This window comes from Haloarcula japonica DSM 6131 (genome assembly GCF_000336635.1).
GTDB classification, from domain to species: Archaea; Halobacteriota; Halobacteria; order Halobacteriales; family Haloarculaceae; genus Haloarcula; species Haloarcula japonica.
The window spans coordinates 26,935-47,359 of sequence record NZ_AOLY01000046.1; the positions used below are offsets into that span (position 1 = coordinate 26,935).

Below are 20,425 nucleotides of genomic sequence, written 5' to 3' on the forward strand. Positions count from 1 at the left end.
CGACTGGGCGCGGTTGTCGGTTCCATCAGATACTTTGGACCACCCGGCAACCCCGAACGTAATGGGTGATGGTCGCACCGACGGCACGGGACTGCTGGCCGATGTCCCAGTGGTGCAGGTCAGTGGGCTGGTCGTGATGGCGCTGTTGCTCGGTGGGGGCCTCGCCGGGCCGACGCCGCCCGGGATGTCGCCGTCGATCCGACGCGTCCTCTCGGTGTTTCTCATCGCGCTGGTCCTGTGGCTGACCGAGCCGGTTCCCTACGTCGTGTCCAGCGTGCTCAGCGTGACGCTGCTGTACGCACTTGGCGTCGTCGACACCTTCGCAGCGGCGGCTACCGGCTACGCCTCATCACTCGTCTTTTTTCTCCTGCTGTTGCTCCTGCTCAGTAACTCCATCTCCAGCGTCGGACTGGACCGCCGCATGGCCCAGCGACTACTTTCGGGCGAGCACACGCCCCGGCAGACCCACCGGTCGCTGGCTGCCCACATCCTCCTGCTCGCCGTGCTCGTTCCCTCGGCGATGGCTCGCGCGGTGACCTTTATCCCCATCGTCAAGCGACTGGTCGACGCCTACGGACTGGCGGATGGCAGCGGCTTCGAACGCGGGGCGTTCCTCCTGCTGGGCCACGTCAACCCCATCGCGTCGATGGCGCTGATGACTGGCGGCGGGATGGCGCTGGTCACCTCGGAGATCGTTACCTCGACCGTGCGCCCGGTCACGTGGGTTGAGTGGGCCGTGCTGATGATCCCGCCAACGGTCGCGCTGTTCGGGCTGGGGACCGTGAGCGCGGCGGCGTTCAGTTCGGTCGACGGCGAGAAGACTGTCGCGACCGCTGACGGGAACGGTGCGCCGGCTGAGGAACCTCGACCCTTCGGGACAGAGTCGGCCTCGGAGGTGGGTTCGACCCGCGAGCAGCGACTCGTCGCCGGCGTGATGGGTGCGACCGTGCTGGCGTGGATCGTCGGCTCGTTCGTCGGTATCCCGACGGTTGTACCCGCCGCCGCGGCCGTGTTCGTGTTATCGCTACCTGGTGTGGGCGTCATCAAAGCGGACGACGTGCGGGACGTAAGCTGGGGCATCATCTTCCTCATCGGCGCGATGCTCTCAATTCTGGACGTCATGGAGTCGACGGGTACGCTCGACTACGTGGTCGAGACCCTCACTCGCGCGGTCCCGTTCGCGGCGCTCGCTCACTGGCAGGTCGTCGCCGTCCTGTTGGGGCTCGCGGTTGGGATCCGTGTACTGTTTTCGACTGCCTCGGCCGCTATCGTCGTCGCGCTCCCGATAGTGCTTGAGTTCGCCGACGCGTTCGGCGTCGCCCGTCTCCCGCTCGCGCTTTCCGTGCTGCTCGTCGTCGGGTCGACCACGATATTGCCGTTCAACACGTCTGCAGTCCTCGTCTCGATGGACCGCGGTCCGCTCTCGCACCGCGACGTGGTCTCGTTCGGGCTGGTGACGATGGCGCTGTCGCTGGTAGTTGTCGTAGCGTCGTGGCTAGTCTACTGGCCGGTTATCCTATCGTGCTGTTGAGAGGCGGTGCCGGGTGGAGACTCCCGGCCGTCCGAGAGAGTTTGACAGCCAATGCTACGAACTGAGCACGACGACTTTGAAAAACGAGGGGTTAATAATTATGAAGTGACTGTGTTCTACCCATGATCCGACGCGGGCGTGATTCCGAAAGGAGGGTAGAAGGGAGCGGTCGCTGCCCGACATCGGCTCACTTTTTGATATCACTCGGTAACAACGGAAACGAAAAATGACGCTCATCAATGTCGACGATTTGGTGGTGCGATACGACAAGGAAGACGAGCAACTCCACAGCGTCAACGGCCTCTCGTTCACTATCGAAGACGGCGTCAACTACGCGCTATCGGGCGAATCGGCTTCGGGTAAATCGACCACTGCGAAGGCGATTCTCGGCCTGTTGCCCGACCATGCTGTAATCGAGTCCGGTGAGATCGAATTTGAAGGGCGAGACCTCCGGTCGATGACCTCAGCGGAGCGCCGTGACCTCCTCTGGGAAGAGATTGCTTTCATCCCGCAGACGGCTATCGACGCGCTTGACCCCATCATGACTGTCGGTGCACAGATCCGCCAGGCCATCCAGACCCACCGTGAGGTCTCTGATCAAGGCGCCCGTCGACAATCCCGTGAACTGTTCGAAACTGTTGGGCTGGACCCGGAACGGATCGACGAGTATCCACATGAGTTTTCAGCTGGGATGCGCCAGCGGGTCGTCATCGCGATGGCGCTCGCACTCGACCCGAAACTGATTATCGCCGACGAGCCGACAACCGGGCTCGATGTCGTCGTTCAGGACAAGATTATCGAGAACATACTGCAGATTCAGGAGAAGACGGACAGTTCGCTTCTGCTGATCACCCACGATTTGAGTGTCATCGCCGAGACCTGTGACGAGATGTCCGTGCTCTATGGCGGGATGGTCATGGAACAAGGCCACGTCGATAATATACTTCTCAACCCTTCGAACCCGTACACGATGGGGCTACAGAACGCGTACCCTGGGCAGAACGACGGCAGCAACGAGCTCATCTCGGTCCCCGGCGAACCGCCAACGCTGGATGAGGTTCCGAAAGGCTGTATCTTCGAACCGCGGTGCCCCTTCGCCACCGAGGAATGTGAGAGTACACGCCCTCCGTTGGAGAAACTCCCGTACCGGAACCAGCGAGTCGCCTGCCACCATACTGATCGGGCAGCCCGAATGAGACACAGCGCTGACGACCCGTCGACGTGGAGTGGAGCCACTGACGGCACCCGGTCTGTCGACAAAGAGGTACTTCTGGAAGTCGACGGACTGTGCAAGTGGTACGACCGCAAGCGGTCACTCCTCGGCCGAATTCCTTTCGACCACGGCTCACCGTCGATTGCGAGAGTCACGAGCACCATCCGCCAAGCGTACGAGCAGCAAGGAGATGTCCTCCGTGACGTTTTCGATAGCGGGAAATCGCAAGTACGCGCTGTCGATGGAGTATCGTTTTCGGTCGCTCGCGGCGAAATACTTGGTATCGTCGGCGAATCGGGCTGTGGCAAGTCGACGCTCGCCCAGACGCTGGGGCTCCTCGAGGAACCCACCGCGGGGGAGTTCGTGTTCGATGGCCAGTCGCATGAGTACTATCAGGACGGGAATCTCAAGTCGTTCCGTCAGCGGCTTCAGGTTGTTTTCCAGAACCCGTACGAGTCATTGAACCCCCGGCTCACTGTCAAACAACTCGTCAAGGAACCGTTGACGATTCACGACTACCGCCTCGGCGAGCGCGACGAGGCTGTCAGAGAAACGCTCGAACGGGTCGGACTGGCACCAGCTGAGCACTATTTAGATTCGTACCCGAACGAGCTTTCCGGCGGGCAGCGTCAGCGGGTCGCCCTCGCTCAAGCATTGGTTATTGACCCGGACTTCCTCATCTGTGACGAACCCGCCTCGATGCTCGACGTATCGCTGCAGGCGGAGGTCCTGAACCTACTCCGGGGGCTGGCAGACACCGAAGGGATCGGCGTCCTGTACATTTCACATGACCTGGCCAGTCTCACACGGGTCGCCGACCGCCTGGCGATTATGTATCTCGGTCGGTTCATCGAGCGTGGTGAAACCGACCGTATCGTCACCGACCCGAAACACCCGTACACGGAGGCGTTGCTCGCGGCGATTCCGGAGATGGATCCACGAGGGACCCGCGACCGCGTCACACTCGAAGGGGAGCCGCCCAACCCCGTGAACTGCGGGACGGGGTGTCGGTTCGCCCCCCGCTGTCCGAGAGAGACTGACCGGTGTCATAGCGAAGAACCCGAACTCGACACTTGGGTCGGTGAGAGCCACGAATCGGCCTGTTTCCACCCTATTGAGAATGCAGCTGACGGTGGTCACGGGCGGATAGACGAATCGATCAAAAACGAGTGACCGGTCACGGTGCTGCCGCCACGATGGCGGCCGTTCACCGGGTTGCGCGAAGCAACAGTTTGAGGTTCGCAAACGACTCGATCTCACCCTCTGATTCGGTGATTTCGAATATCTCGGTCGCACTGGGTGGCCGGTCGGCGAAGGCCGCCGAAAGGCGCTCGCGGCGCTCGGCCGACAGATCGACGTTTGCGACCCACTCGTCGTAGTCGAGTGTTTTCGTGATGACTCGCGATATCTTGACGGTAAAGCCCGCCTTCTCAACCCACCGGAGCCAGTCGCCGACGCGGTGTGAGCGGACGTGCGTCGGGTCCCGGATCCGCTCGACTCGGTTGAGAAAGTCGTCGAGGGAATCGTCATCGGGTGCGACGTTGTCTTCGAAGGCGAGGGTTCCTCCGGGTTCGAGGATTCGAGCGACTTCCTCGACGAATTTCGTGGGCTCGGGGAAGTGGTGGGCGGCGATACGACAGGTCACCGAGTCGAACGAATTTGCGACGAACGGGAGGCGCTCAGCATCGCACACGACGCCCGTCACGCCGGGAAATGCCCGAGTTGCAGTCCTGACCATCTGGGGCGCGGCGTCAGTTCCGATGACCTGGCCGACGCCGCTTTCAGCCAGTGCACCGGCAGTGTGACCCGCACCTGTGGCGACATCCACCGCACGATTAGCGGATCCGACCCACTCGACTAACTGGTCAAGGTCGTCGCCCGCCCGGTGGACGCGACTGTGTAAATAGGATTCGGCGTGTTCGTCGAATAGCGCCGCTGCCGACCGCTTCTGCTCCGCTCCGTCGTCCATACCTCCGTATGATGCCGGGTCGTCAAAGTGGTTCGGGCGGCTGTGGGTTTTTCTCACCGCCGGACGACATCGTCTCATGGTCAGACGTTCGATGCTGTACTGTCCAGGCGACGAGCGGGAGATGATGGAGAAGGCTGTCGACTCCGGTGCCGACGTGGTGATATTTGACCTCGAAGACGCCGTAGCGCCGGCGGCACGCGACGAGGCTCGTCGGGCAGTCAGAGAGACGATAGAGGCGCTAGAGAATCCCGCCCAATCCATCAGTGTCCGTATCAATCCCTTGGACCGCGATGGATCAAAGGATGTCGACGCTGTCATCCGTGATGCCGAGACACTCCCCGACAGTGTGGTGCTCCCGAAAGTCGAGAGTAGCGAGATGGTGGCGGCGCTCACCGACCACCTCGCTGACGTTGGGGCGGAGTCTGTCGACGTCATCCCACTCATCGAGACGGCGGCAGGACTGGTTGCTGCAGAGGAGATAGCGGGCGCGCCGGGTGTCGTTGCCGTCGCCTACGGCGACCAGGACTACACCGCCGACGTTGGAGCCACCGTCACCGACGAGAAAACGGAGTCGCTGTACGCTCGCCAACGCGTCGTCGCTGCCGCAGGTGCGGCTGGCGTCGATGCGCTGGATACCGTCTACACGGACATCGACGACGCTGACGGTCTCCGCGAGCAGACCGAGACGGTCATCGCGTTCGGGTTCGATGGGAAATTGGCTATCCATCCCGCTCAAGTCGACATCATCAACGAGGCGTTCACGCCCGACCCTGAGGAAATCGAGTGGGCCGAGAAGGTAATCGAAGGGCAAGAGCAGGCTAGCGAAACGGAAACTGCCGTGTTCACCGTCGGTGGACAAATGATTGACCCCCCGCTGGTCGACCGCGCACGGACCATTCTCGATCGGGTCGACGCTGCGGAGAACCACTGACTAGGGCTCGCCTGCACGTCGATTCAGTCCTGAGATATTGTCCCGCATATAAATGGCGATTGTCATTGCCGGCATTCGGGAGTATGGTATTGTCCTTCGGCAGTGTCTCGATAACCATGCCGGTCGATGATGTACATGATGGAAACGGCCCGCCTGACAGTTCCCAACCGGTCCCCGACCTGGATCCGCTATTCGACCCGAAGTCGGTCGCGGTCGTCGGCGCGAGTCCCGACTCCTTCTACTCGGGGAATCTCGTGGAGAACCTGCTCGACTACGGGTTCGACGGGACGCTCTATCCTGTCAACCCCGGTCGCGACGAGGTCTGGGACCGGCAGTGTTACGACGACATCGACGACATTCCCGAAACGGTCGACCTGGCAGTCGTCAGCGTCCCGCGGGAGCACGTCGTCGGGGTCGTCGAATCGGCGGGCGAGCGCGGCGTCCCAGTCGCGTTGGTACTGACTGCGGGGTTTGCCGAGGCCGACGAGACGGGCACAACCCTGGAAGCGGACCTCGGCGAGGTAGCCAACGAGGCTGGGATTCGGGTCGTCGGCCCGAACTGTATCGGTGTGATGGCCAGTGAGGGGGCGACGCTAACCTCGACGTGTTCCCGCGAACCGCAACCTGGCGGTATCGGCCTCGTCAGTCAGTCAGGCGCGCTGGCGTTCACGACGTTCTTCGAGCGGGCCGCCGACAGCGACGTTCACTTCAGCCACATCGTCTCCACCGGCAACGAGGTCGATCTCACGGCCGCCGACTATGTGGCTTACCTCGCCGACCAGAACGACGTTGACGTCGTCTGCACCTACATCGAGGGGGTCGACGATCCCGAGCGGTTCCTGCGAGTCGCCGAGGACGCTGTCCGCAACGGGACCCCTGTCCTAGCGGTGAAAATCGGGTCGTCCGAGTTCGCGGAGGCAGCGACGCTGAGCCACACCGGGTCACTCACCGGCGATGACGATGCCTGGGAAGCGGCATTCGACCAGACGGGTGTCGAGCGAGTGCCGGACATCCCTGACCTGCTCGCTCGCGCGAGCGCTCACACTGCCTACGACGACCCCGACGGGAACAGCGTCTGTATCGCCTCGACCAGTGGCGGACTCGCGAGCCTGCTCGCCGATATGGCCGCCGACCGGGGATTCGCGCTCCCGGACATCGACGGTGAGACCGAACGGGAACTGCTGGACATCGACGAGCTGTTGACCTACGGCGGATTCAACAATCCGGCTGATATCCGCGGCTACGGCGCCCACGTTCTGCCCGAGATCGCCGACGCAGTGACCGACGACGACGCGTTCGACGCGTACGTCTTCGCCATTGGCCTGCCCGGAGTAGACGAGCGTGCGGAGACTATCGCCGAGGACTTGGAGACAATCGCCGCCGAGGCTGATGACTCCGTCTACGTGCTCTGGACCGGACGCAAAGAGCCCGATGACCCGACAGAGACACCACCGTACGTTCGCTTGCGGGAGTCAATCCCGGTCTACGAGGATCCCAGCCGGTGTCTGGACGCACTCGCGTCGACGATGGACTTCGTTACCGCACACGACCATCTGACCGACCAGCCGTCCCGAGGTGCCCTCGATGCCGACGCGCGTCGGGCCGCCGCCAACGTCGACCTGCCGCGGGGACGCGTCCTCACGTGGGCAGAGTCCGAAGATTTGCTAGACGCGTACGACATCCCCGTGGTCGAGTCTCGGCTGGCGACCGATGTCGACGAGGCGGCCGCGGCGGCCGACGATCTTGGGTTCCCGGTCGTACTCAAGATCGACTCACCGGCACTCCCCCACCGAACCGACATCGGTGGAGTGCGACTAGGCATCGACTCGGTCGAAGCAGCTCGTGACGCGTATGAGGAAGTGATGAACGCCGCACGGACAGCTGTCGATGACGACGATATCGAAGGCGTGCTGGTCCAGCCGATGCTCGATGACGGCGTCGAGGCTATCGCGGGCATCGCCCCTGACGAGGTGTTCGGCTCACTCGTCTCCGTCGGTCCGGGCGGTGTCCTCGTGGCGGCGCTCGACGAGAGCGCCACGCTGGTTCCCCCCTTCTCGCGGGCCGACGCGCGAGCGGCCGTTGCGGAGACGGCTCTCGCGTCGTTACTCAGAGACCGGCGTGACGGGCCTGCACTGTCTGTCGACGCCTTCGTCGACGTACTCACTCGCGTCGGTGACTTGACCGCGGGCGTTGACGCCGTTGCAGAACTGGACCTCAACCCCATTGTTGTCACCGAGGACGGCCCCATCGCGGTGGACGCCCTCGTGCGGACCCGTGAGTAGCCTATCGATGCAGGCCACAGATACCTATCGGGGGGCGGTGATCGCGGGCCGCGGACAGCGACTGCGTGTCGCCACGGCCACCGTCGACCAAATCCAGCCACTCGTACCATGACAACCGACGAGATCATGACCGGGCGATTCGCCTCACTGTCACATCTCCGTCGCTACGACGCGCTGGCACTGACTGCACTCGTGTGGTTCCTGGGCAAGTTCCTTCGTTACGCGTTCCCGCCCCTGTTCGGGCAGTTCCAGACGATATACGGTGTCTCTCGGACTGCACTCGGGGCGGCGTTCACCGGTCTCATGCTCGTGTACGCCGCGATGCAGTTCCCGTCGGGGTTTGTCGCTGACCGGGTTGGATCGGTGGGCGTCATCGCTGTCGGCGGCGTCGTAACCGGCCTCGGGGCACTCGCGCTGGTGGTGGACGCGCCGTTTGCGGTGTTAGCGGGCGCGATGTTGCTGATCGGCGCCGGCACGGGGACGTACAAGACTGTCGCTATCGAGTTACTGGCGCGGATTTACCCCTCGGAAACTGGCCGGGCGCTGGGTGTGTTCGATACGGTCGGGAGCTTAGCCGGTGTCGCAGCGCCCGCAGCGGTCGTGGCCGCGGCCGCCCTCCCTGGCGTGTTCGGAGCGCCGTGGCGGACGCTGTTTCTTGCTGGTGGTCTCGCAGCGCTGGGGATAGCCCTCGCGTTCCTCGTTCGCGTACCGCGCCATCTGGAGGGACAACAGACCACTGCTGACGGGAGCGACGGTGCGCCACAGCTTTGGGAGTATGTCAGCCTGTTTCGCCGACCGAAGTTCTCGGCATTCGTCGCCGTAACGATCATGTTCTCGTTTACCTACAATGGCCTCGTGGCCTTCCTGCCGCTGTATCTCACCAGTGCAGGTGGCCTCCCCTCGGTGACCGCGAATCTGCTGTTCAGTAGCCTTTTCGCGGTCAGTCTGGTCCAACTGATAACCGGAGAAGCGAGCGACCGTGTCGGTATCCTCCCACTCCTTGCTGGGACGCTCGTCGCGGCGACGGCCGGCCTCGTCGGTCTCGTCGTGCTGTCGGGAACCGCGGGAGCAATTGGACTCGGAGCCTCCGTGGTCGTGCTCGGCCTCGGTGCCCATGGGTATCGGCCGGTACGCGGCGCTTATCTGGTAGCTGTGCTTCCGGAAAGCATCGCGAAGGGATCTCTCGGCGTCGTTCGAACGCTGTTAGTCGCCGCAGGCGCCGTCGGTCCCGCAGCCGTGGGGTACATCTCCGAGGTAAGCGGGTTCAAGGTCGCCTTCGGCGTCCTAACGGCCGTGCTCGGCGCCGCGACTGCACTGACGGTGCTCCTGTGGGTGATTGACCGATGAGAGCGGCCACTACAGACACGCCATCGTGTTCGAGCCCATACGCTACGTTTTCCGGCCGAATTAGGTCCCACATCCACGACTATCAGACAATGTCGCAGCCCGACGATACCGCAACCTGCAAATCGGATGGCGAATCGTGCCGTACAACCAATCGATAACCACAACACAGCTATGAATACAGACGACCAGACTACAACGACCTACGACATCGAACTGATCCCCGGCGACGGCATCGGTCCAGCAGTGGTCGACGCCGCGCTCCCACTTTTCCGAGCGGTAGCCGACGACCACGGACTCGCGTTCGATATCACCCGACGCGACTGGGGAACCGAGTATTACCTCGAACAGGGTGAGATGATGCCTGAAGACGGGGTCTCCCGGATTGCCGATGCCGATTCGATCTTCCTTGGCGCTGTCGGTCACCCCGAAGTGCCCGATCACGTGACACTCCACGGCCTCTTGTTGCCGATCCGGAAAGAGTTGGACCAGTACATCTGTAAGCGGCCGAACGTCCTCTTCGAGGGTATCGAAAGCCCGCTCCAGGAATATGGTGCCGGCGACATCGATTTCGTCGTCTACCGCGAGAACACTGAAGGCGAATACGCCGATATCGGTGGCCGCGAGCACCGTGGGTTAGACCACGAAACGGCCGTCCAGTCGGCGTTATTCACTCGGGAAGGCACCGAGCGCATCGTCCGTGCGGCATTCGAGGCTGCGACCGAACGAGACGGGACCCTCACCAGCGTCACCAAATCCAACGCTCAGGCCCACAGCATGGTGTTCTGGGATGACATCGTCGAAGAAGTGAGAGAGGAATACCCCACCGTTACCGTCGAGCGCCTGCTGGTCGACGCCACGGCGATGGACTTGATCCGCCGCCCACACGAGTTCGACGTCGTCGTTGCCTCAAACCTCTTCGGAGACATCTTGACCGACATCGGTGCTCAGATCACCGGGAGCATGGGGCTGGCACCGTCCGGGAATATCAACCCGAGTGACGATATCCCCTCGATGTTCGAACCCGTCCACGGGAGCGCACCGGACATCGTTGGTGACGGGGTCGCCAACCCGCTAGCTACTGTCCTCTCGTGGTCGATGCTGCTAGAGGATTTAGGGGAAAAGACGGCTGCTGACGCTCTTTGGGACGCGGTCACCAACCAGCTCGCCGACGGGTCTGCTCCACGGACGCCTGACCTCGGCGGCGACGCAGGCACCGAGGCTGTCGTTGACGACCTCCAGTCGCGATTGTGACGGGGCGTTCGCTTCGTGACGGTGCAACTATGGACTCGCTTGCACAAGCGTGAACCTTGGTAATCAATTCCTACTCCTTCGGACGGCAAGGAGAACAACCGGTTTCAGATGTGGCTCTCGCTGATCCACTATTCTCTTTATTCGAACTTCATAGGTTTATTTACGAGTTGGAGTAAGAGCATACGCACGATTGATCAGGGTGATTTGGTATTCTACGTATCGAATTTAAAACTGCGCCGTCCGGTGTCGCTGACCTGCTTGTATCGCATCTTCCGGATATCCGGCGTATTGAATTCGAGAACGCTTTCTACGCGGCCGATGGTGACTGGATCGAATCGCTACTGGTCATTTCAGAGACGGGGTTCGATCCCGAGGCTGAGATGGCATCCCTCTCACGGGTTGATCTATTCCACTCTGAACGAATCTCGGATGACCGGAGTGACAAACAGATCTATCGGCTGACGGTGGTCGCTCACGAGCCCTATCCGTTCCTTCTGGGCTTAATTCTTCGAGAACGGGGGATTCCGAACCGGCTGCTGCTAACTTCCGACCACTTCACTGGCGTCGCCACCCTCGCTGAGTGGGATGACTTCCGGCGACTCGCCGACGAGATACAAGAACAGTTTGGGCATTTTGAACTCGTGAGCGTAAACCAAACCGAGACGGCAGGTGTCCCACTGGGCGGTGGACAATTCGGTCGTGCCATCCGAAATGAACTCTCTCGCGAGCAATTGACTGTTCTCCAAACAGCCTACCAGATGGGATACTTCGAAACACCACGGAAGACCTCAGCGGACGACATCGCGACCGAACTCGATATCGCCCAGTCTACGTTCAGTGAACGCCTGCGACTCGCCGAGAGTCAGTTGTTCGACCTCGTTTTTTCCGGCGATGAGGACTCGGTCACTACTGACTGACAACGACGACAGCTGCGTGTCTCGTGGCTCGGTCAATCGGTGACCATCCAGTATATAAATATTAGTGATATAACAAATCGGGCCTGTCAATTCAGCGACTATTTAGTGGGTAATCCGGGGTGATATAGGAATAGTATATAAAGAATGATTATGATTGGCGGGTTTCGGGGGTAGGTTCAGGCGGATATGGGGGGAACAGATGTGGTGTAATGTCGCGCAAAAACCCGTTCGAGATCGAGACAGGAACGATATCGCGTCGACGATTCATTAGCCTCGCGAGCGCAGCAGGGATTACCGGGCTAGCCGGGTGCAGCCAAGGTGGCGACGGCGGTGACGGCGGTGACGGGACCTCGTCTGGCGACGGTCGCTCCCTGGAGACGAAGTTCTGGGAGGAGTGGCCGGTCGAAACGAAGGGACCGTCGGTCGACCCCGAATTCGAGTACACGGCAGTCGAGGGCCAGTCGGTTCCATCGGTAACGACCCAGTTCGCACAGTCGGAGACTCCGTGGATGCGAGAGCACGCCTTGATGATCCAGGAATCGTTCGAGTCCATCGGGGCGCCGGTCGAGCTGGTCAACGTCCAGCCCAGTACGCGATACGGTGAATTCTGGCGGGCCGACATCGGACACCCGGTCCCAGTCGTAATGAATCTCCACGGACCAGACCCACAGCGCGGGCTCGACCCCAACCCGTTCCTGATGCGGGCCCACCCAGCAACAGGTGGCAACTACTTCAATTACCAGAACGACGAGATCACGGAGTTGCTCGAAGAACAGGCCCAGACGATTGGGGACCAGCAACAGCGTGCCGAGATCTGCCAAGAAATCCAGCGGAAACTCAGCGAGGACGCCTACCTCATCGCCTCGAACTTCCCGGACGTGATCAACGTCGCGAACACGGCCAACTGGGAGGGGTACGTGCCGACGCCCGGGAACGGGACGACGCGCGACTCGTTCATCTGGACGCAGGTCAACCTCCAACCGAGAGGCGACTCGACGACATGGGTCAAAGGTGTTACCTCCGGGATGCAGGGGACGAACCTCCCCTGGTCGACCGGCGGCCAGGAGGAGAAGCGCTTGCTGAACGTCTACGACGGACTATACGATGCCTCGCCGCAGTTGGAGATCGTTCCCGCGCTGGCGACTGGCCACGAGGTCATCGACGACACAACTGTCGAGATGGACCTCCGAGAGGGAGTCACCTGGCACGACGGCGAGTCATTCGGACCGGAGGACGTCACGTTCAGCGTCCAGAAGTACAAGCAGCACACGGCACCGCAGCAGGGGCCGTTTTATCGGACCATCGAAAGCGCCGAAGTGGTCTCGACCAGCGGTGGCGGCCGTGTCCGGTTCAACCTCACGGAACCTGACGCGTCCTTCCTCACCCAACGGGCCGTCCGCAGTGTCATTATCCCGAAACACCGCTGGGACGACATCGATAGCCCCGGCCAACACAATCCCGACAATCCGGTCGGAACCGGGCCATTCCAGTTCGAAAGCTGGGAGCAGGGCCAGGAGCTCCGACTCTCGAAATACGAGGACAACTGGATGTGGGACGACGATACCCGGCGAGAACTCATCGGCGAGGAGCACTTCGTTTCCGGCGACGGCATCGACGCGATGGTCCATGCCAACGTCGGCAACGTCTCAACGCTCATCGGCGCGATGCAGTCGGGGGACATCGACGCCATCGGGACGACAGTCTCGAACCAACAGGCGAACCGTGCATCTCAGGCCGAAGGCATCGAGAAGCAGATCTCGCGCAACTACGTCCCGACGGACGTCCACCTCAGTCACCTCGTCCCGCTGTTCCGCGACAAGACGTTCCGCGTCGCACTGAGCCACGCCGTCGACAAACAGGGCTTCGTCGATAATACCCTCGGCGGGCGCGGTCAGGCTATCGAGGGACAGAATCTCATTACGCCGCTGCTGGAACCCTATTACGGCGAGACCGAGCCCTATGAATACAATCCCGAGATGGGCCGAACGATGCTCCGGCAAGCCGGGTACACGTTCGACAGCGACGACATGCTCGTCTGGCCGCAGGGCGACGCCTGGGACGCTTTCGCAGAGCGCGTCGAAGACGGGCATTCGACGCGTTCCGAACTCGACCAACAGGACTTCTCGTAAGCACCACCTAACACATGACTTTTCGACGATTCTTGATAAAGCGAACGGCGATAGCCGCGATACTGACCCTTGTAGCCGTTAGCGTCATCTTCGCGACGCTGCGGATGCTGCCCAGCGACCCGTTCAGCGGACTCGTAGCCTCTGGTGCGCTCACACCGTCACAGGTCGAGGAGTTACGCGCGTTGTACGGACTCGACGAGCCGATCTGGGTGCAGTATCTGAAATACATACAGAACCTGTTCACCTTCCAGTTCGGGCTCTCGCTCACCCAACAGCGACCGGTCAGTGAAATCATTGGTCCGGCGCTGCTGAACACGATGGTGTTGCTCCTCCCCGCGCTGATTACGACCGCAATCGTCAGTTCTCTGGCCGGTATGTACGCCGGTTGGAACCGCGGGTCGTGGTTCGAGCAGTTCAGTATCATCACCACGACCTTCTTCCGCGCGACCCCGATCTTCGTTACCGGCATCTTCCTGCTCATCATCTTTTCGTATGGGTTGGGCTGGTTCCCGGCCTTCGGGATGCGCAGCTCGATGGCCAATCCGGAGGGGTTGGCGGCCACGTACCTCTCGGTGGACTTCTTGAAACACTATATTCTCCCGTTCACCGCGACAGTGCTGTTCTACAGCGGGGACTTCCTGATGCTCGCGCGCAACTCCGTCGTAGAGCGCAAGGGCTCGGAGTTCCTCAAGCTTCACCGGGCGAAGGGCCTTTCGGAGATGGAACAGCTTGGCCGCGCTGGGCGTAACTCGCTGCTCCCGTTGGTGACGTACTTCGCACTCCGGACCGGGATGCTCTTCCAGGGCGTCATCACCCTGGAGGTCGTGTTCGCGTGGCCGGGGATCGGCCGTGCGCTCGTCCAAGCGATTCTCAATCAGGACTACCCGACGGTACAGGCTGCCGTGTTCATCATGGCGCTGGCGGTTATTGTGATGAACTTGACGGCGGACATCGCCTACGCGCGACTGGACCCGACCGTCGAGGCAGGTGATGTCTGATGTCGGGATACGCGCTCGACGCTGAAACGGCGAAAGACCGCCTGCAGTCGGAACTGTCACGAGCACGCTACACGCTGCGGAAAGTCCTCGAAGACAACGCGGCGAAGATCGGGTTTGCGATCATCGTGGCGTTCGTCTTCATGGGCCTGTTCGGCCCGTATCTGGCGCCCCATCATCCCATCGAACACACCATGCGCGCCGACGGGTCGATGATGCGTCTGGAAAGTCCCACTACGACGGCACCGATGGGGACGACCTCCTTCGGTAAGGACGTGCTCAGCCAGTTCCTCGCGGGTGCACGCCCGACACTCATCGTTGGGGTGTTCGGTGGGATCGGCACGGGCGTGCTGGGCTTCCTCGTCGGACTCACGAGCGGGTACTTCGGTGGCCGCGTCGACGAGGCACTGATGCGGCTGACTGACCTGACGTTCGCGCTCCCGTTCCTTCCGATGGCACTACTGATTCTGTCGTTCGTTACGCCGAACATCTGGCTGATAACCGGTGTACTGGTCATTTTCCTCTGGAAGATGCCCGCCCGCGTCATCCGCTCGGAGGTGATGACAGTGAAAGAGCGGACGTTCGTCAAATCCGCTCGGGCACGCGGCGCTGGCCACCTGCGGACGATGTTCCTGCACGTGGCGCCGAACGTGCTCGGCATCGGCTTCCTCTACACCGCCTACGCGTTCGGCTGGTCAATCGTCGCCGGCGCGTCGCTGGCCTTCCTTGGCTTTGGCGACCCGACGATGACTTCCTGGGGCCGGATGCTCCAGCAGGTCTACCGCTCGGGCGCAATGCGGGTCGCATGGTGGTGGGTCTTCCCGCCTGCCGTCGGTATCGCGGCCGTGACGACCGCCGTCTTCCTGGTCGGTCGAGCGTTCGAGGAGCTAGTTAATCCCGACTTACAAACGGAGCAAGAATGAGTCTACTCGAAGTCAACGATCTCAAGATCAAGTATCGAACGTCAGAGGAGGACGTTCACGCCGTCAACGACGTGTCCTTCTCTATCGGAGAACAGGACAACTACGGCCTCGTCGGCGAGTCCGGCTGCGGGAAGTCGACCATCGCGAAGACCATACTCGGCATGCTGGACGACAACGGCGAAATCGCGGCCGGTAGCGTCAAGTTCAAGCACCGGGAACTGGCCGATCTCTCCGAGAGCGAGTGGCAAGACATCCGCTGGGAGGAGATCTCTTACATCCCCCAGAGCGCGATGGACTCGCTGGATCCGGTGATGACCGTCGGTGCCCAGATCCGACAGGCAATCCACAAACACCGGGATACCACCAAAGCGGAAGCCGACGAGCGCGTCGCCGAGGTGTTCGAGATCGTCGGCCTCGACCCAGCCCGGACGAGCGACTACCCCCACGAGTTCTCCGGTGGGATGCGACAGCGCGTTACTATCGCGATGGCGTTAGTGCTCGACCCAGACCTCATCATCGCCGACGAGCCGACTACTGGCCTCGACGTCATCGTCCAGGACAAGATCATCGACAAACTGCTGGAGATCCAGGACGAAGTCGACAGTTCGATGCTGCTCATCACCCACGACGTCGGGGTCGTCGCCGAGACCTGCGACGAGGTGTCGGTCCTCTACGGCGGGAAAGTGATGGAGCAGGGTGCGACGTACGACGTGTTCATGCACCCCACCAACCCCTACACAATGGGGCTACAGAACGCCTTCCCAGTAGTCGACGAATTCGATGAGCAGGCCATCTCTATCCCGGGATCACTGCCGGAACTGACCGAGGAACCGACGGGATGTGTCTTCCGCAACCGGTGTCCGTTCGCGACGGAGGAGTGCGAGGACGGCCATCCGCCACTGACCGCGAACGGCGGCCAGCTGTCGGCTTGCTACCACACTGACAAGGCAGACGAGATGCGCGAGGCGGCCGCCGAACCCGAGACGTGGGGTCTCGAAGGCGGGGATGACCGAGAGACGTCCCACGAGCCGGGCGACGTGATCCTCGAGACGGACGGCCTTGAGAAGTGGTTCAAGCAGACGCAGTCGTTCATTGATGACATGCGCGGTGCTGAACCCGACTACGTCAAGGCCGTCAACGGCGTGGATCTGACGGTCCGTCAGGGCGAGATCCTGGGCGTGGCCGGCGAGTCCGGCTGTGGCAAGTCGACGCTTGGCGAAGTGATCGCCGCGCTCCAGCCGCGAACCGGTGGCGACATTTACATCGACGGCACGTCGGTTGACGACCTGCTCGCGGAGAGTACCAAGAAGTTCCGCTCGCAGGTACAGTTCATCTTTCAGGATCCGTTCGACTCGCTGAACCCGCGCCAGCGGGTCAAGGCTGCCGTCGCCGAACCCCTCAAGATCCAGGGCTACGACCAGGAGACGATCAACCGCCGGGTCCGCGAAACCGTCTCCGATGTCGGCCTCAATCCGCCCGAAAAATACCTTGACCAGCTCCCAGCCCAGCTGTCGGGAGGGGAGCGCCAGCGCGTCGCCATCGCGCAGGCACTTGTGTTGCAACCGAAGCTCCTCATCTGTGACGAGCCGGCGTCGATGCTAGACGTGTCGCTGAAGGCCAATATCCTCAACATCCTGCGGGAGATGGCCGACAAGCGTGACATCGGTATTGTCTACATCTCCCACGACCTCGCCAGTCTCACGCAGATCGCGAACCGGTTGGCAGTGATGTACCTCGGTCGGGTCGTCGAAATCGGCGATACCCGCGATGTCGTCCAGAATCCGAGACACCCCTATGCGGCATCGCTACTGGCTGCGTCGCCACAAACAGACCCCAGCGTCAACCGCCAGCGGGTGTTGTTGCCGGGCGAACCCCCCAATCCCGTCAACCTCCCCGGGGGCTGTAACTTCGCACCGCGATGCCCGAAGGCCAGTGAGGAATGCCGCCAAGCCGAACCCAAACGGTCGGCCTTCGAAGACGGAGGTCACGAGGCGGCCTGTTACTTCCCGGTCGAAGACGTCGAGACCGAACTGCTAGCACAGTACGCTCGTAATCGCGGACAGGCGAAGGTACAGTCCGCCAAAGAGGAGTCGATAGAGGAGTCGGTTGAGGGGGAGTAATCGATGCAAGTCCCCCCGTTGCGAGAGGCGGTATTCGAAACGGCGACGCTGTCCGTCCAACTCGGCGGCGTCTCCGTCCCCGATAGCGCCGTCGCAATCGGTGGGGTGGCCCTTATCGGCGCTCTCATCGCCCTCTCCGCGTTCTTCTCCTCGTCAGAGATAGCGATGTTCTCGCTGGCTGACCATCGGATCGAGGGACTCGCTAATGACGGGGTTCCCGGATCCCAGACCCTCAAGGCACTGAAGGCTGACCCGCACCGTCTGCTCGTGACGATCCTCGTGGGTAACAACCTCGTCAATATCGCGATGTCCTCTATCGCGACTGGGCTGCTGGTAGTGCTCGGATTCGGTCAAGGGCAGTCGGTTGCATTCGCAACCTTCGGTATCACCGCCCTGGTCTTGCTGTTCGGCGAGAGCGCACCCAAGTCCTATGCGGTCGAGAACACGGAATCCTGGGCGCTGCGCATCGCTAGACCACTCAAACTCACCGAGTACTTCCTCCTCCCGCTGGTCGTCCTATTCGACTACCTGACGCGTGTCATAAACAGAGTCACCGGGGGACGCTCGGCCATCGAGACCTCCTACGTCACCCGCGACGAAATCCGGGAGATGATCGAAACCGGAGAGCGGGAGGGAGTCCTCGACGAGGAAGAACGCGAGATGTTCCAGCGTATCTTCCGGTTCGACGACACCATCGCCAAGGAGGTGATGACCCCCCGGCTGGATGTCAGTGCTGTCGACCGATACGATGATATCGACGAAGCGATTGCGACGTGTATCCGGAGCGGCCACCAGCGTCTCCCCGTGTACGAGGGCAGTCTCGACAATGTTGTCGGCGTCGTGACGTTATCCGACCTCGTCCGGGAGTATCGCTATGGAGAAAGTGATCTCGATAGCCTCGATCACAGCGTCACTGAAACGCTCCATGTGCCGGAGAGTAAGAGCGTGGACGACCTGTTCGAGGAGATGCGCCAGGAGCCGGTTGAGATGGTCGTCGTCATCGACGAGTTCGGAACGACAGAGGGGATCATCACAACTGAAGACCTTGTCGAGGAAATCGTCGGCGAGATCCTCGGTGCCGAGGAGGAGGAACCGATTACGGTCATCGACGAGACGAGCGTCAGCGTCCGGGGAGACGTAAACGTCGAAGCGGTCAATGACGCACTCGGCGTCGACCTCCCTGAGGGAGAGGAGTTCGAGACGATTGCCGGGTTCATTTTCAACCGGGCTGGACGGCTGGTCGAAGAGGGAGAGTCGCTCAGGTACGGCGATGTCGAACTCAGCGTCGAACGGGTTGACGACAGTCGTATCAAGCGGGCTCGAATCACTGAACAGTACGATAGAGCATCTACGGGCCGATCGGTGGAGTCACGGAGTTGATGCCACTGATCGTCCCACAGCGACCAACTTACGGAACACACATGACGATACTCACCCCGATTGGAGAGGAACTACACTCGAACAAGATACTCGAAGTCGGATATGACCTCGCGACGGCGTACGACGAGCAACTGCTCGTCCTTCACGTCATCCCGAAGGAGGACTTCAACGACCACAAGGCAGCGCTCAAGGGCACGTCAGCGTCCGACAGTTTCACCATCAGCCGGGAGGAGCAAAGTGCTGCCGAAATCGCCCGTCAGGCTGTCTACGAATCGCTTGACGAGTACGATGCTGACCGAATCGAAACGCAGGGGCGCGTCGGCGACCCGACCGACAAAATACTGGCTGAGGTCGAGAACACCGACCCTAGATACCTCGTCATCGGTGGAAAGGGACGGTCTCCCGTGGGGAAAGCCATCTTCGGGAGCACAGCACAGACCCTGCTACTGAACGCCTCCTGTCCCGTCGTTTTGACGAGCAAACAAGGATAGGGCCCCTGTCATCGGAAGACGGTGTTCTCGAATCTCACCGACAGTTACCGCCGGGCGTAGTAGCACCCTGTAGCGATACCGACGTGAAGCATATCGATTCGAATATCAAATGAAGAGAGCAGTTCACCGACGCGACCGCGACCGTTGCTTATCATGCCAAGAGTCTTTTGAGGACGGCGATGAGTTACATGCCCACCATATTCTCCCCGAGGTGATGGTGGGCCGACGACCCAGGCTAATCTGGCGTTGCTATGTTCGCGATGCCATGAAGCGGTCCATGGTGAGCGAGACTACAGATTGACGATCCGGTTTCAGTGAGACTACTTCGTAGACAGACACACTGGAGCGACTTCTAGTCAGTCGGTGATGAACCGGTATCCTCGTGACCGCGGTGACGCCACCACCAGTAGAGTCCACCACTGCCTGCAACAAGCAACACGATAGCAACTCCATCAAGTACGTAATTGAGGGGTGTTCCAGTTGGAACTGGTCCACCCTGTGTTACCTGCAGCAGACTATACGAGAGCCACGTCGCACACATCCCGAGCAGCATCGGGAGCTGTCGAGATACGATTCTGCCACGTCGATATTGGATTCCGATGAGCCCAAGGAGGAGCAAGTAGCTACTTCCGAGGGCGAGGTTGAAAACCCCGGGGACCATCTCAAGTCGAGTTTCTGACCCCACTCGTGAATTTCTTTCGTCTTTCTATATCCTGATATCGAACCGGTTTCGAGAGTGATGGCCGACACGTCCTTTGTATCGGTCACAGCAGGCACTCACATACTATGTTTCACATCTGTTATTAGATTACGAAATATATCCGAACAACTACGCGGCTCGCGACGGCGAAGCAGTGACCGTTCCAATGCTTGACCGGCTATCATTCCGTGGGCAGACCACGTCTAAAGCGACCTGAAACGGTGGTCATCGGCTTAAAAACTCAAA

Annotated in this window: 15 protein-coding genes and 1 pseudogene; 14 read left to right on the forward strand and 2 right to left on the reverse strand. The window is 61.1% G+C overall.

Annotation, left to right across the window (positions count from 1 at the left end):
* Positions 1-61 precede the first annotated feature (61 nt).
* Together C444_RS20365 and C444_RS20370 are read left to right on the forward strand one after the other, a co-directional pair.
* Positions 62-1,531 (forward strand): SLC13 family permease, encoded by a 1,470-nt coding sequence (locus tag C444_RS20365; RefSeq protein WP_004595011.1) that lies wholly within the window; start codon positions 62-64, stop codon positions 1,529-1,531.
* A gap of 226 nt (positions 1,532-1,757) precedes the next feature.
* On the forward strand, positions 1,758-3,917 hold the full coding sequence (locus C444_RS20370; protein WP_004595012.1) for a dipeptide ABC transporter ATP-binding protein: 2,160 nt from the start codon (positions 1,758-1,760) through the stop codon (positions 3,915-3,917).
* Between the two features lie 34 nt (positions 3,918-3,951).
* Here C444_RS20370 and C444_RS20375 read toward each other — a convergent pair whose 3' ends face one another.
* Complete coding sequence (locus C444_RS20375; protein ID WP_004595013.1) at positions 3,952-4,713, reverse strand: class I SAM-dependent methyltransferase; 762 nt, start codon at positions 4,711-4,713, stop codon at positions 3,952-3,954.
* 76 nt (positions 4,714-4,789) lie between these two features.
* Between C444_RS20375 and C444_RS20380 the strand changes: the two genes are divergently transcribed.
* From C444_RS20380 to C444_RS23175, 12 genes and pseudogenes are all read left to right on the forward strand, one after another.
* The gene (locus C444_RS20380) at positions 4,790-5,644 is read left to right on the forward strand and encodes an HpcH/HpaI aldolase/citrate lyase family protein (protein ID WP_049909684.1); all 855 of its coding nucleotides are present in this window, start codon (positions 4,790-4,792) and stop codon (positions 5,642-5,644) included.
* A gap of 116 nt (positions 5,645-5,760) precedes the next feature.
* Positions 5,761-7,926 carry an acetate--CoA ligase family protein gene (locus C444_RS20385; RefSeq protein ID WP_004595015.1) on the forward strand — a complete coding sequence of 722 codons (2,166 nt, stop codon included), beginning with the start codon at positions 5,761-5,763 and terminating at the stop codon, positions 7,924-7,926.
* Positions 7,927-8,034: 108 nt separating this feature from the next.
* Positions 8,035-9,273 (forward strand): MFS transporter, encoded by a 1,239-nt coding sequence (locus C444_RS20390; protein WP_004595016.1) that lies wholly within the window; start codon positions 8,035-8,037, stop codon positions 9,271-9,273.
* A gap of 171 nt (positions 9,274-9,444) precedes the next feature.
* The gene (locus C444_RS20395) at positions 9,445-10,524 is read left to right on the forward strand and encodes an isocitrate/isopropylmalate dehydrogenase family protein (protein ID WP_049909685.1); all 1,080 of its coding nucleotides are present in this window, start codon (positions 9,445-9,447) and stop codon (positions 10,522-10,524) included.
* 380 nt (positions 10,525-10,904) lie between these two features.
* Positions 10,905-11,441, forward strand: coding sequence for a helix-turn-helix domain-containing protein (locus tag C444_RS20400; protein ID WP_004595018.1), 537 nt, complete (start codon positions 10,905-10,907; stop codon positions 11,439-11,441).
* Positions 11,442-11,650: 209 nt separating this feature from the next.
* Positions 11,651-13,570 carry an ABC transporter substrate-binding protein gene (locus tag C444_RS20405; protein ID WP_004595019.1) on the forward strand — a complete coding sequence of 640 codons (1,920 nt, stop codon included), beginning with the start codon at positions 11,651-11,653 and terminating at the stop codon, positions 13,568-13,570.
* A 14-nt stretch (positions 13,571-13,584) separates the two neighbouring features.
* Positions 13,585-14,568 carry an ABC transporter permease subunit gene (locus C444_RS20410; protein WP_049909687.1) on the forward strand — a complete coding sequence of 328 codons (984 nt, stop codon included), beginning with the start codon at positions 13,585-13,587 and terminating at the stop codon, positions 14,566-14,568.
* Positions 14,568-15,488: an ABC transporter permease gene (locus tag C444_RS20415; RefSeq protein WP_004595021.1), complete on the forward strand. Its 921-nt coding sequence runs from the start codon at positions 14,568-14,570 to the stop codon at positions 15,486-15,488. The genes C444_RS20410 and C444_RS20415 overlap by 1 nt, the downstream gene beginning before the upstream one ends.
* Positions 15,485-17,608, forward strand: coding sequence for a dipeptide ABC transporter ATP-binding protein (locus C444_RS20420; protein ID WP_004595022.1), 2,124 nt, complete (start codon positions 15,485-15,487; stop codon positions 17,606-17,608). The genes C444_RS20415 and C444_RS20420 overlap by 4 nt, the downstream gene beginning before the upstream one ends.
* 3 nt (positions 17,609-17,611) lie before the next feature.
* Positions 17,612-18,988: a hemolysin family protein gene (locus tag C444_RS20425; protein WP_004595023.1), complete on the forward strand. Its 1,377-nt coding sequence runs from the start codon at positions 17,612-17,614 to the stop codon at positions 18,986-18,988.
* Positions 18,988-19,479, forward strand: a complete 492-nt coding sequence (locus tag C444_RS20430; protein WP_004595024.1) for a universal stress protein — start codon at positions 18,988-18,990, stop codon at positions 19,477-19,479. The genes C444_RS20425 and C444_RS20430 overlap by 1 nt, the downstream gene beginning before the upstream one ends.
* A 213-nt stretch (positions 19,480-19,692) precedes the next feature.
* Positions 19,693-19,797 (forward strand): annotated as a pseudogene (locus tag C444_RS23175) (HNH endonuclease); the annotation flags it as partial.
* A gap of 34 nt (positions 19,798-19,831) precedes the next feature.
* Here the strand turns inward: C444_RS23175 and C444_RS23180 are convergent.
* Positions 19,832-20,140 (reverse strand): hypothetical protein, encoded by a 309-nt coding sequence (locus C444_RS23180; RefSeq protein ID WP_004595025.1) that lies wholly within the window; start codon positions 20,138-20,140, stop codon positions 19,832-19,834.
* Positions 20,141-20,425 lie beyond the last annotated feature (285 nt).